This window comes from Erythrobacter sp. JK5, assembly GCF_018205975.1.
Taxonomy (GTDB): domain Bacteria; phylum Pseudomonadota; class Alphaproteobacteria; order Sphingomonadales; family Sphingomonadaceae; genus Erythrobacter.
This window is the reverse complement of sequence record NZ_CP073577.1, coordinates 60,624-72,443: the sequence shown is the minus strand read 5'-3', so window position 1 is coordinate 72,443 and position 11,820 is coordinate 60,624. Positions and strand designations below refer to the sequence as shown.

Here is an 11,820-nt window from a genome sequence, read left to right as displayed (position 1 = left end):
CAATATGCAAGCTGCATCACGAAACGCTTGACCAGCGCCCCGACCCTCGCCACGATTCACAGCGTCATGACCGACGAGACCCCCGATAGCCTGATCCCGTATGACGAGATCGTTCAGGAGGCGCTGCGCGCCGTGGTCGGCCGCGTGCTCGGGGAAATCGAGCAGGGCGGCAGCGAGCTGCCCGGCAATCACCACTTCTACATCACCTTCAAGACCGGGGCGCAGGGCGTCTCGATCCCGCCGCACCTGCGCGAACGCTTCCCCGACGAGATGACGATCGTGCTGCAGAACAAGTTCTGGGAGCTCGAAGTGCGGGACGACGGGTTTTCGGTCGGGCTGTCGTTCAACCAGATCCCTGCCAAGCTTTCGATCCCGTTCGCGGCGATCACGGCCTTCGTCGATCCGGCAGTCGATTTCGGACTGCAATTCCAGGCCTCAGTCGTGGAATTGGCACCCGAGGAACACGAGGACGCCGAGAACGATTTGAGCGATCGCCCGGTCTCGAACGGTGACGATCCCGAAGACGACGGCGACGGTTCGAACGTCGTAACCGTCGATTTCGGCCGGAAAAAGTGACGACGAGCGTTTCGGATCGCTCCCCGGTCCCGAACGTGTCAGGAACGATATGGCCAAGCATCGCCCCGATCGCCTTTCGAAGCAGCTCGTGAAGCAGGCCGAAGCGAACGACACGCGCGGCAACCTGACCGTCCCCAGCCCCAATCCCGCGACCAACCTGCTGATCGCCGACATCGTGATCCGCGGTGCATCGACGCTGTTTCGCCGCAAGATCGAACAGCGGGTCGCCAAGGCCAGCGCCGACAACGAAGAACAGGCGCAGGAGCTTCTCGACGGTCGCACGCTCATCACGACGCTGGGGCTCTACAGCGCGAGCAAGCTCGCCACCCGGTCACCCGTTGGCCTCGGCGTGGTGGCTGGAGGGCTCGTTCTCAAGGCGCTGTACGATCGCGGCAGGGCGCTCCAGCTGCGCCGACGGCGCAAGGAAATCGCGGAAGACTGAGGGCGGACCGATGTCGCGCCCTTGATTTTCGCCCACGCTTTGCGGCATCGGGGCCCATGGGCGACGCCAGAACCACCGATTTCAAATCCACCGACAAGCTGCATCGTCGCGGCTTGCTGTTCATCCTGTCTTCGCCCTCGGGCGCGGGCAAGACGACGCTGTCCCGCATGCTGCTCGCCGCCGATCCCGATATCAAACTGTCGGTTTCCGCGACCACCCGGCCGCCGCGTCCGGGCGAGGAAGACGGCGTGCATTATCATTTCGTGGACGATTCCGAATTCGACCGGATGATCGACGAAGACGAGTTTTACGAATGGGCCGAGGTGTTCGGCCACCGCTACGGCACCCCCAAGGGGCATATCCGCGCCGGGCTCAAGGACGGGCAGGATTACCTGTTCGACATCGACTGGCAGGGAACTCAGCAACTCTACCAGAAGGACCAGCAGGACGTGGTCAGCGTCTTCATCCTGCCGCCGAGCCTCACCGAATTGCGCCGCCGGCTCGAAGAGCGCGCGCAGGACAGCGACGACGTGATCGACAGCCGCATGGAACGCGCCCGGGCGGAAATCAGCCACTGGGCGGAATACGACTACGTCGTGATCAACGACGACGTCGATGAGTGCTTCGAACGTGTGTGCGAAATTCTCGATGCCGAACGGATGCGGCGCACGCGCCAGACCGGGCTGATCCCGTTCGTACGGGAGCTGATGGGCGGGTAGAGGCGAGCGTAACGCCCCTGAGGCAGGGCCTGGGGCAGGTAAAGTCTTGCGAAATTCGCTGCCCCCCACCCCGAAACACTCCCGAACGCTCTGGCGCGGTTTTCTCGACCGTACGGCTCTCGTCCCGAGAGAAACAGATCCTACGGCGCGAACGGATTGAACTGGATCGGCAGTCGGCCGAGCGCCCGGGTGAAGTCCGGCAGCCTGCGCCGCAGGAAATCCAGCGGCACGCGATTGGCGGCCAGAAACCCGGCCCGGTCGAATTGCGTCACCGCACTCCTGCCCATGCTGCTGAGCCTGCTGGTCTGCGCCGGCGTCGATTCGATGTGCGGATCGTCGGCCGTGTCACCATAGCCGTCCATCAGGACCACCCCGTGCTGGGACAGGTGCATGTTCTGGACCGTCGTGGCGCAGAATTCGTTGTGGTTGGGATAGGCCGACGTGCCGTAGGCACCGACTTCCGACAGACTTCCGTCGCGCCGCCTTTGCACCCCACCCACGCCGTTCATGTTCATGTACACATGCGTCAGTTCGTGAACCAGGATCGACACGCCATTGTCGTTCGGTCCCAGGGGTATCCCTTGCGTCCGGGCCGAGTGCGGCGAGAAGGTAACGTAGGTCGTCCATCGCGGTGGCCGGGTCGACGTTTGGATCGGGCCATCGGTCCAGACCTCAAAGCTCGTTGCCGGGCTGCGGACTATTCGCACTTCGTGGTTTGCCGGTCGATGCCGCTGGATCTGCCGAAGGAGAATATGGCCGACGCTTTGGCTCGCACCGACGCTCCGGTTCGCGAGATTCAGCAGCGATCGCATTGCGTCGAGCCATTGGCGGCTGTCCGGCCAGTTGCCCGTGCCCGATCCGCTGTGCGCGCGCGCCGCGAAATCGGACGTCTCGTCCACGATGATGTTGCCGGGTGTGAAGGTGAATGGCATGTCGATCGGGCCTCTCGCGCCAAAACGACGGGCCCTGTTTGAGGCTCCGCACATGTTCTGCGCCCGATAGCCGAACGGATATCAGTTCGGCGATGTCCGATCAACGCGGCGTGAACCGCTGCGGCAGGGCTTCTGCCGCTACTGCAGCGTGAACACTCCATCGACCTTGCGGATTTCTCGCGCTCCGAGCGAGCGGTCGTGCGCGATGCGGACCGAGTGGATCGCCGCCTCGATTTCACGCCGCCAGTGATCGAGAAACCCGAAAAGAACCGGGTAATCAGGTGCTTCGTCGTATTCCTGCCAGACATACTGTTGCAACAGCGACGGGTAGTCCGGCAGGAAGTAGAAGATTTCCGCCGTCAGCAGGCCGTAGCCCTTCAGCTGAAGTTCGAAATCACGATCCGCCATAAACGCTTCGCTCCTTCAACGATCATGAAACCATGGAAAAGCTGTCAAAACGCTTAAACGCGGTCAATATTGTCAAAGCCCTGATTCAACAGGATAATCTGGCACTCTCGCTGCGAGAGTGCCAGCCCATGCGGGAGAGACTCAGCCGCCGGAGGGATCGTTGAACATGTTGGGCAGCGCGGCATTGACCACCCCGCCATCCACGGTGAGCGTTTCGCCGACGACATAATCCCCCGCGCGGCTGCACAGGTAGATCGCAGCCGCTGCCATGTCCTCGGCCGAGCCGATCCGCTTGGCGGGGATCATCGAAGCGCTGGCGTCGGGCGCGTTCTTGGCAGCCTTGTTCATCTCGCTGGCAAACGCGCCCGGCGCGATGGTGGTGACGACGATATTGTCCTGGATCAGCCGCGCGGCCATTCGCCGGGTCAGCTGGATCACACCCGCCTTCGATGCCTGGTAGGCGTAGGTTTCCCACGGATTGATCCGCTGCCCGTCGATCGAGGAGACGTGGATCACCTTGGCCGGGTGGTCGCCCTTGCCCGCCGCGACCAGCAGGTCGTGCAGCTTCTGGGTGAGGAAGAACGGCGTCTTGACGTTGAGGTCCATGGTCCGGTGCCAGCCGGCCTCGTTGAATTCGAGATAGGGCTGGCCCCATGCGGCCCCGGCATTGTTGATCAGGATGTCGAGCTTTTTCTCGCGCTTCGCCATCTCGTCGGCGAGATGCTGGATACCCTCCATCTGCGACAGGTCGGCGGGGATGCCGATTACCTTGTCCTCTCCGAACTCGGCGATGGTCTCGTCCATCTGCTCGACCTTGCGGGCCGAGATGTAGACTCTGGCGCAACCGGCCGCGAGCAGGCCCTCGACGAACATCTTGCCGATCCCGCGCGAACCGCCGGTGACGAGGGCGACGCGGCCATCGAGGCTGAAGAGCGATTGAAGGTCCATGATCAATACCCGCTCATTTCGGCGACCCGGTTGGCGTGGAAATACGCATCGCCGAGGAATTCCTGCAGCGCCCGGTCGCGTTTCATGTAGAGGCCGATATCGTATTCGTCGGTCATGCCGATGCCGCCATGCATCTGCACGCCTTCCTTGACCGCAAGGCCGGCGGCCTTGGCGACCTTGGCCTTGGCGACCGAGCTCATCAGTTCAGCCTGTTCGCTGCCGCCGTCGAGCAGCTGCTGGGTCTTGATCACGACAGCGCGGGCGATCTCGACTTCGGAATAGAGGTGGCTGGCGCGGTGCTGCAACGCCTGGAATTCGCCGATCAGCTTGCCGAACTGTTTGCGCTGCTTGAGGTAATCGATGGTCATGTCCATCGCGCCCCGCGCGACGCCAACGCCTTCGGCGGCAGCGCCGACCCGGCCTGCGGTGAGGACAGCGTTGAGAATTTCGCGACCGCCATCGACCTCGCCGATCACCGCGTCGCCATCGAGTTCGACCCCGTCGAACTTGGTGTGCGTTGCGACCGAGCTGTCGACGAGGCGCACCGCGTTATGGCTCATATTCGCGGCGTCCTTCGGCACGGCGAATAGCGTGATCCCGTCCGCGTCCTCGTCCGAACCGCTGGTGCGCGCCGCCACCACGATCATGTCCGCACTCGCGCCGTGGATGACGAAGCTCTTCGAGCCGGTCAGCTTGAACCCGTTGCCAGACTTTTCGGCCCGGCAGGCGATGCGGCTTGGGCGGTGCTTGGCGGTTTCGTCGATCGCGACGGCGAACACGCTTTCACCCTCGATCAGGCCCGGCAGGTAGCGACCCTTGAGATCGTTGCTGCCATGCTTGAGCGCGGTCGCGGCCAGCACCGACGAAGTCAGGAACGGAGACGGGGTAAGGTTGCGCCCGATTTCCTCGAGTACGATCCCGGCTTCGACATGGCCCATGCCGAGCCCGCCATCATCCTCGCCCACCAGCATCCCGGTAAAGCCCATTTCGGCCATCTGCTTCCACAGCTCGTGGCCAAAACCGTCCTTGCAATCGCGATCGCGCCAGTGGCGCAGCTGTTTCGCAATGCTGCCTTCTTCGGCCATGAAGCTGGTGGCCGTGTCGGCCAGCATGGCCTGATCGTCGTCGTGATAAAGGGGCATTGGCTCTTTTCCTCTCCCATCTCGTCATCCCAGCGAAAGCTGGGATCTCAGACAGCCAGGCGCTGGGCTGGTGGCTCTAGACCCCAGCTTCCGCCGGGGTGACGAGGGTTTCTTTTGTATTTGTTACGATCCCGGCAGGTCGAGAATGCGCTTCGAGATCACGTTGAGCATGACTTCCGACGTTCCGCCCTCGATCGAGTTCGCCTTGGTCCGCAGCCAGTTGCGCGAGGGCTTGCCACCATCGGTTTCGTCGCTTTCCCATTCGAGCGCGCGCGAACCTCCGGTTGCCATCATCAGCTCGTGGCGGCGCTTGTTGAGCTCGGTCCCGACATATTTCATCATGTTCGGTTGAGCGGGATGCGCCTTGCCGACCTTGATCTCGTCGAGGAACTTCTCGCCCATTGCGGCATAAGCCAGAGCGTCGACATCGAACATCGCGAGCTCGGCACGCAGCACCGGGTCGATCTCGTCGCCGGCTTTTGCTGCGTGACGCTTCATCGCCGCACCGATTGCCGCAGTGCGATCGCCGCCGCCCGCGCCCGAGATCATCTCGCGCTCATGACCGAGCAGATATTTGGCAACGTCCCAGCCGCGATTGATCTCACCGACATAGGCCGGAACATCCTCACCGTAGGACTTTGGCACCGAGACGTCTTCCATGAAGGTCTCGCAGAACGGCGAATTGCCGCTTATCAGCTTGATCGGCTTGGTCGACACGCCTTCGCTCGCCATGTCGAACAGCATGAAGGTGATGCCCTGGTACTTGTTGGTCTTGTCGGTGCGGACGAGGCAGAAGATCCAGTCGCACTTGTCGGCGTAAGAGGTCCACACCTTCTGGCCGTTGACCACCCAGTGATCGCCCTTGTCCTCGCCGTAGGTCTGAAGCGAGACGAGATCGCTCCCCGAACCCGGTTCGGAATAGCCCTGGCACCAGCGGATTTCGCCGCGCGCGATTTCGTTCAGGAAGCGCTGCTTCTGGCCTTCGGTGCCGAAATGCAGCAGCGCGGGGCCGAGCATCCAGATGCCGAAGCTCGACAGCGGCGGGCGCGCATTGATGCGGCTCATTTCCTGCCGCAGCACCTTGGCTTCGGCCGGGTTCAGGCCTGCGCCGCCATAATCCTTGGGCCAGGCCGGGACGGTGTAGCCCTTGGCGAGGCAGGCTTCGAACCATGCCTTTTGGGCGTCGCTCTTGAAGCTGGCGTTGCGGCCGCCCCAGTAGACGTCTTCCTCGTCGCGCACCGGCTCGCGCATCTCGGGCGGGCAATTCGCTTCCAGCCACGCGCGGGTTTCAGTGCGGAATGTTTCCAGATCGGACATAATGCCGACTCTCCTCTCGATAAGCTCCCACTTGACGTTCACGTTATGGGATGAGTCGGGGTGCCTGCAAGCGCAGAAATACGAGCGCAGCGTTCCGTAGCGTCACCCGGTTTCCGTTGACGCGAAACGTTCGCCGTTTACGTTCGGGACGGGAGCTGAGGAGAGATTTGTGCCGGGATTCGATGCTGGCGTGGTCATTCACGGTCACGCCCTATGAGCCGTATCGAGGGCAAACTGCCGATGCGCCTCAAACTGATTCACGGCTTCGGAGCCGTGGCTTTCGGCGTGAAGGATGGCGGCTTTCTGTTCTTCCTGCTGTTCTATTACAGCCAGGTACTCGGGATGGATGCAGGGCTCGTCGGCCTGATCCTGCTTGCGGCACTGCTGATCGATGCATTCGTCGATCCCATCATCGGATACATGTCTGACCGGACCTACACGCGCTGGGGCCGACGATTGCCGTGGCTCTACGCCGCGCCCATTCCACTGGCGTTCGCATGGGTCGTTCTGTGGTCTCCTCCGGGCGGAGAGGCACCCACTGCCCTCGGCTTGCTCGGCATTATGGTCGCAGTGCGCGTCCTGCTGTCCGCCTGCGAAGTGCCATCGGTCAGCCTCGTCCCGGAACTGACATCCGACTATCACGAACGCACCACGCTGTTCCGCTATCGCTACCTTTCGGGCTGGATGGGCGGTATCCTGATGATGGTGCTGGCCTATACGGTCTTCATGCCGGGCGAGAACGGGTTGCTCCAGCAAGAAGGCTATCCCGCGTTCGGTACGTTCGGCGCGATCCTGATGGCGATCGCTGTGCTCGGTTCGGCGATCGGGCAGCATCACATCGTGGCTCATCTGCCCGATACTAAACCCCCGCCGTTCAATCTGAAGGATGCCTTCGCGGAAATCTACGAAGCCTTCAGCGAAAAGGCATTTCTGGTTTTCGCCGCCGGTGGGCTCGCCGCCTACATCAGCCAGGGAATGACGTTTTCGATCTCGAACTATCTCAACATCTTCGTGTGGCGGCTGGACAGCGTCACATTTGAGCGGGCACCCGAATGGCTCAACGGTCTGACCGCATACCCCTTAGTACTGGCGATTTCGGTGATCGGCATGTTTCTGATCGTCGGACCGATGCATCACCGGTTCGGCAAGCCGAAGAGCGCCGCAATCAGCGCAATCGCCGCGCTCGTCATCGGGCTGGCACCCTACGCGATGTTCGTGCTCGGCTTCTGGCCCGCTACCGGGACGATTGCATCGACCGCGCTGTATTTCGGGTTCACGATCTTTTCGAACATGTTCGGGGTGGTCATCATGATCTCGGCATCGTCCATGATCGCGGAAATCGTCGAAGCGTTCGAGGATCGCACGGGTCGTCGGGCGGAAGCGGCGTTCTACTCGGGCAACTGGCTGGTGCAGAAATGCGCGACCGGGCTGGGCGCGGCGCTGACGGGGCAGATCATCGCTTTTTCGCAACTCGAAACGGGAGCCGATCCCGCAACCGTTCCGTTCGAGGTCCTGGCGACCATGATCGTTACCTTCGGAATTGCGGTCGTCGTCCTCGCACTGATCGCCGCCTACTGGCTCGGTCGCTTTCCGATCAGCCGCGAAGACCACGAAGCTCGCATCGCCGCGCGTGCCGCCGCCCTGGCAGCCGAAACGCATGCTCCGGGCATGGGCTAGCGCACAAATGAGAGCTTGGCGCGCCATCCGTGCTCTGCCACGGTCGCGCGCAACAGATTCGATTGCAATTCAGGACCGACGAGAGGAACGCCCCCATGGATTTCGAACCCACAGAACGCCAGGCCTATTGGCGCGACCGCGTGCGCGACTTCATCGAAGCGCATGTCCGCCCCAACATGGACACCTACAAGTCTCAGGACGCCGAGGGCGATCGCTGGAAGGTCATCCAGATCATCGAGGACAAGAAGAAGCTCGCCAAGGAAGCGGGCATCTGGAACCTGTTCATGCCGCCGCGCAATGACAGCCACCACCATGTCGACGACACGTTCGAATTCGACGGGCCGGGCCTGACCAACCTCGAATACGCGCTGTGTGCCGAGGAAATGGGCCGGATCGGCTGGGCCAGCGAGGTGTTCAACTGCTCCGCTCCGGACACCGGCAACATGGAAGTGTTTCACCGCTACGGCACGCGCGAACAGAAGGAAGAATGGCTCAAACCGCTGATGAACGGCGAGATCCGCAGCGCCTTCCTGATGACCGAGCCCTACACCGCCTCGTCCGACGCGACCAATATCGAGACCCGGATCGAGCGCGATGGCGACGAATACGTCATCAACGGGCGCAAGTGGTGGTCTTCGGGCCTCGGCGATCCGCGCTGCAAGGTCGCGATCGTGATGGGCAAGACCGATTTCGAAGCCAAGCGCCACGCGCAGCAATCGATGGTGCTGATGCCGATCGAAACGCCGGGTGTGAACATCATCCGTCACCTGCCCGTGTTCGGATACGACGACGCGCCGCACGGCCATATGGAGGTCGAGATGAAGGACGTGCGCGTCCCCGTCACCAACATGCTGCTTGGCGAAGGACGCGGCTTCGAGATCGCGCAGGGCCGCCTCGGCCCGGGCCGCATCCACCACTGCATGCGTACCATCGGCGTCGCCGAAGAGGCGCTCGCCAAGATGTGCCGCCGCCTGCAGGAGCGCGAGGCGTTCGGCAAGCCGATCTACAAGCATTCGGTCTGGGAAGAGCGCGTCGCGCGCGCCCGCATCGATATCGACATGACCCGCCTGCTTTGCCTCAAGGCGGCCGACATGATGGACAAGGTCGGCAACAAGTCTGCCAAGCAGGAAATCGCGATGATCAAGGTGCAGGCGCCCAACATGGCGCTGCGGATCATCGACGATGCGATCCAGGCGCATGGCGGCGGCGGCGTGTCGGAGGATTACGGCCTCGCTTCGGCCTATGCCCATCAGCGCACGCTGCGGCTCGCCGATGGCCCCGACGAAGTCCACGCCCGCTCGATCGCGCGGATGGAGTTCGGCAAGCATGTGCCCGAAGAAGGCCCGACCGCCAACGCCCTGCGTGGCGGTGCCGGTCGCGCGGCCAACGATGGCGGCGCGTTCAGTTCGGGCGACATGGGCGTCGCGCGCTAGGCGCACACCAGGGGGAGAGGCCAAACATGGCGAAAGCGGCAATCCTGGAGACCCCGGGCCAAGGGCTCGTGATCGGAGACGTCGAGTATTCCGATCCGGCCCCGCATGAGGTCTTGATCGATACCAAGGCCTGCGGGCTGTGCCATTCGGACCTGCACTTCATCGACGGCGCCTATCCGCATCCCCTGCCCTGCATTCCGGGGCACGAGGCGGCAGGCGTGGTGCGTGCGGTGGGTTCGGAAGTGCGGACAGTCAAGCCGGGCGACCATGTCGTCACGTGCCTGAGCGCCTTTTGCGGCCAGTGCGAATTCTGCGTCACCGGCCGGATGGCGCTGTGCCTTGGCGGAGCGACGCGGCGCGGCAAGGACGATCCCCCGCGCATTACGCGTGCGGGCGGGGAACCGGTGAATCAGATGCTCAACCTCTCGGCGCTTTCCGAACAGATGCTGATCCACGAAAACGCCTGCGTCGCGATCGACAAGGACATGCCGCTCGACCGGGCGGCCGTTATCGGCTGCGCGGTGACGACCGGTGCCGGCACGATCTTCAATGCCTGCAAGGTGACGCCGGGCGAAACGGTGCTCGTGGTCGGCTGCGGAGGCGTTGGCCTCGCGACGATCAACGCCGCCAAGATTGCCGGCGCGGGCAAGGTGATCGCCGCCGATCCGCTGCCGGAAAAGCGTGCGCTGGCTGAAACACTCGGTGCGACGCACACCGTCGATGCGCTGGCAGACGATGTGATCAAGCAGATCTTCGCCCTTTCGGACGGCGGGGTTGATTGGGCGATCGAAGCGGTCGGGCGCCAGGCCTCCGCCGATCTTGCGGTCGCTTCGTTGCGGCGCGGAGGCACGGCGGTGATCCTCGGGATGATGCCGCTGGATTGCAAGGTTGGTCTGGGCGCTATGGACCTGCTCAGTGGGAAGAAGCTGATGGGCGCGATCATGGGGATGAACCATTTCCCGGTCGATCTGCCGCGCCTTGTCGATTTTTACCTGCGCGGGCTGCTCGATCTCGACACGATCATCGCCGAGCGGATCGGCCTTGAGGACGTAAACGCCGGTTTCGACAAGATGCGCGAGGGACATTCGGCGCGCAGCGTGGTGGTGTTTGACTGATGCCAGAAACGAACAGGACCAATCCCGAAACGGGCATGCCCGACATCGACTTCGATAAGGAAATGGTCGGCACGGTGGATGTGCCCGAGGCCGACAAGCTCGATCTCGATGCACTGACCGCTTGGTTCGAAGCCAATGTCGAAGGCTTTGCAGGCCCGATCAGCTACACCAAGTTCAAGGGCGGGCAGTCCAACCCGACCTACAAGATCGAAACGCCCGGCGCGAACTACGTGTTGCGCCGCCAGCCTTTCGGCAAGCTGTTGCCGAGCGCGCACGCGGTCGACCGCGAATACAAGGCGATGACCGGCCTGTATCCGACCGGCTTTCCCGTCCCGCGCACCTATGGACTGTGCGAGGACCCGGACGTCATCGGATCGAAATTCTTCGTGATGAGCATGGCCGACGGGCGCTCGCTGTGGAACGGCGCGCTGCCCGGCATGGAGCCCGACCAGCGGCGCGAAATCTACCACGCGCTGATCGACACGATGGCTGAGCTGCACCTCAACAAGCCGGACGCAATCGGCCTTGGCGATTACGGCAAGCCGACCGATTATTGCGCGCGGCAGATCGCGCGCTGGTCGAAGCAGTACAAGCTCTCAGAAACCGAGCACATGCCGCAGATGGAGCGGCTGATCGAATGGCTGCCGGAAACGATCCCGCCGCAGCACGAAAGCAGCGTGGTGCACGGCGACTACCGGCTCGACAACGTGATCTTCGCGCGTGACGAAAACCGGATCATCGCGGTGCTCGACTGGGAACTTTCGACGCTTGGCGATCCGATCGCCGATTTCAGCTACCTGATGCTCAACTGGCACAACCCCGCCGATGGCCGTGCCGGATTGCTCGGGCTCGATCTGGGGGCGCTGGGCATTCCCTCGCAGGAAGAAGCGGTCGAGCGCTACGTCGCGCGAACCGGCTATCCGGTCCCGCCGATGGACTGGTATTTCGCCTACAACCTGTTCCGCCTCGCGGGAATCATGCAGGGGATCAAGAAGCGCGTGATCGACGGCACGGCGTCCTCAGCCCACGCCAAGGCGATGAGCGACCGGGTGCAGCCGCTGGTCGCGCGCGCCTACAGGTTCGCGCGCGATGCCGGGATGCCCGAATAGGG

12 protein-coding genes are annotated in these 11,820 nt (G+C 63.0%); 7 read left to right on the top strand and 5 right to left on the bottom strand.

The genetic code is table 11. The features are described from left to right. The first annotated feature begins 66 nt into the window (after positions 1–66). Genes KDC96_RS00335 through gmk form a run of 3 tightly spaced genes read left to right on the top strand, consistent with a single transcriptional unit; the run spans position 67 to position 1,737 of the window. The gene (locus KDC96_RS00335) at positions 67–576 is read left to right on the top strand and encodes an SspB family protein (protein ID WP_212449732.1); all 510 of its coding nucleotides are present in this window, start codon (positions 67–69) and stop codon (positions 574–576) included. 49 nt (positions 577–625) lie between these two features. Continuing rightward, entirely contained in the window at positions 626–1,018 is a 393-nt protein-coding gene (locus KDC96_RS00330; protein WP_212449730.1) for a hypothetical protein, read from the top strand. A 56-nt stretch (positions 1,019–1,074) separates the two neighbouring features. Continuing rightward, positions 1,075–1,737: a guanylate kinase gene (gmk, locus tag KDC96_RS00325; RefSeq protein ID WP_212449728.1), complete on the top strand. Its 663-nt coding sequence runs from the start codon at positions 1,075–1,077 to the stop codon at positions 1,735–1,737. 140 nt (positions 1,738–1,877) lie between these two features. On the opposite strand, the gene KDC96_RS00320 is transcribed toward gmk, so the two are convergent. The 5 genes from KDC96_RS00320 to KDC96_RS00300 form a co-directional block, all read right to left on the bottom strand. Then, positions 1,878–2,636 (bottom strand): hypothetical protein, encoded by a 759-nt coding sequence (locus KDC96_RS00320; protein WP_212449725.1) that lies wholly within the window; start codon positions 2,634–2,636, stop codon positions 1,878–1,880. A 171-nt stretch (positions 2,637–2,807) separates the two neighbouring features. Continuing rightward, a complete protein-coding gene (locus tag KDC96_RS00315) occupies positions 2,808–3,077 on the bottom strand; it encodes an usg protein (RefSeq protein ID WP_212449723.1) in 270 nt (89 codons plus the stop codon). Between the two features lie 141 nt (positions 3,078–3,218). Next, positions 3,219–4,025, bottom strand: coding sequence for an SDR family oxidoreductase (locus KDC96_RS00310; protein WP_212449721.1), 807 nt, complete (start codon positions 4,023–4,025; stop codon positions 3,219–3,221). Between the two features lie 2 nt (positions 4,026–4,027). After that, complete coding sequence (locus KDC96_RS00305) at positions 4,028–5,167, bottom strand: acyl-CoA dehydrogenase family protein (RefSeq protein WP_212449719.1); 1,140 nt, start codon at positions 5,165–5,167, stop codon at positions 4,028–4,030. A gap of 123 nt (positions 5,168–5,290) precedes the next feature. After that, positions 5,291–6,484 carry an acyl-CoA dehydrogenase family protein gene (locus KDC96_RS00300; protein WP_212449717.1) on the bottom strand — a complete coding sequence of 398 codons (1,194 nt, stop codon included), beginning with the start codon at positions 6,482–6,484 and terminating at the stop codon, positions 5,291–5,293. A gap of 213 nt (positions 6,485–6,697) precedes the next feature. Here KDC96_RS00300 and KDC96_RS00295 point away from each other — a divergent pair, with 213 nt between their 5' ends. The 4 genes from KDC96_RS00295 to KDC96_RS00280 all read left to right on the top strand — a co-directional run bounded on the left by KDC96_RS00295 (position 6,698) and on the right by KDC96_RS00280 (position 11,818). Continuing rightward, positions 6,698–8,161, top strand: a complete 1,464-nt coding sequence (locus KDC96_RS00295) for an MFS transporter (protein WP_212449715.1) — start codon at positions 6,698–6,700, stop codon at positions 8,159–8,161. 95 nt (positions 8,162–8,256) lie between these two features. Then, on the top strand, positions 8,257–9,594 hold the full coding sequence (locus KDC96_RS00290; protein WP_212449713.1) for an acyl-CoA dehydrogenase family protein: 1,338 nt from the start codon (positions 8,257–8,259) through the stop codon (positions 9,592–9,594). A gap of 26 nt (positions 9,595–9,620) precedes the next feature. Then, entirely contained in the window at positions 9,621–10,709 is a 1,089-nt protein-coding gene (locus KDC96_RS00285) for a Zn-dependent alcohol dehydrogenase (protein ID WP_212449710.1), read from the top strand. Between the two features lie 35 nt (positions 10,710–10,744). After that, entirely contained in the window at positions 10,745–11,818 is a 1,074-nt protein-coding gene (locus tag KDC96_RS00280; RefSeq protein ID WP_212452237.1) for a phosphotransferase family protein, read from the top strand. Positions 11,819–11,820 lie beyond the last annotated feature (2 nt).

What these genes read in the sequence shown, in the direction of transcription:
- KDC96_RS00290 (WP_212449713.1), top strand. Translation starts at nt 8,257, where the DNA reads ATGGATTTCGAACCCACAGAACGCCAGGCCTATTGGCGCGACCGCGTG.
- KDC96_RS00300 (WP_212449717.1), bottom strand. Translation starts at nt 6,484, where the DNA reads ATGTCCGATCTGGAAACATTCCGCACTGAAACCCGCGCGTGGCTGGAA.
- KDC96_RS00280 (WP_212452237.1), top strand. Translation starts at nt 10,745, where the DNA reads ATGCCCGACATCGACTTCGATAAGGAAATGGTCGGCACGGTGGATGTG.
- KDC96_RS00330 (WP_212449730.1), top strand. Translation starts at nt 626, where the DNA reads ATGGCCAAGCATCGCCCCGATCGCCTTTCGAAGCAGCTCGTGAAGCAG.
- KDC96_RS00310 (WP_212449721.1), bottom strand. Translation starts at nt 4,025, where the DNA reads ATGGACCTTCAATCGCTCTTCAGCCTCGATGGCCGCGTCGCCCTCGTC.
- KDC96_RS00315 (WP_212449723.1), bottom strand. Translation starts at nt 3,077, where the DNA reads ATGGCGGATCGTGATTTCGAACTTCAGCTGAAGGGCTACGGCCTGCTG.
- KDC96_RS00285 (WP_212449710.1), top strand. Translation starts at nt 9,621, where the DNA reads ATGGCGAAAGCGGCAATCCTGGAGACCCCGGGCCAAGGGCTCGTGATC.
- KDC96_RS00295 (WP_212449715.1), top strand. Translation starts at nt 6,698, where the DNA reads ATGAGCCGTATCGAGGGCAAACTGCCGATGCGCCTCAAACTGATTCAC.
- gmk (WP_212449728.1), top strand. Translation starts at nt 1,075, where the DNA reads ATGGGCGACGCCAGAACCACCGATTTCAAATCCACCGACAAGCTGCAT.
- KDC96_RS00305 (WP_212449719.1), bottom strand. Translation starts at nt 5,167, where the DNA reads ATGCCCCTTTATCACGACGACGATCAGGCCATGCTGGCCGACACGGCC.
- KDC96_RS00335 (WP_212449732.1), top strand. Translation starts at nt 67, where the DNA reads ATGACCGACGAGACCCCCGATAGCCTGATCCCGTATGACGAGATCGTT.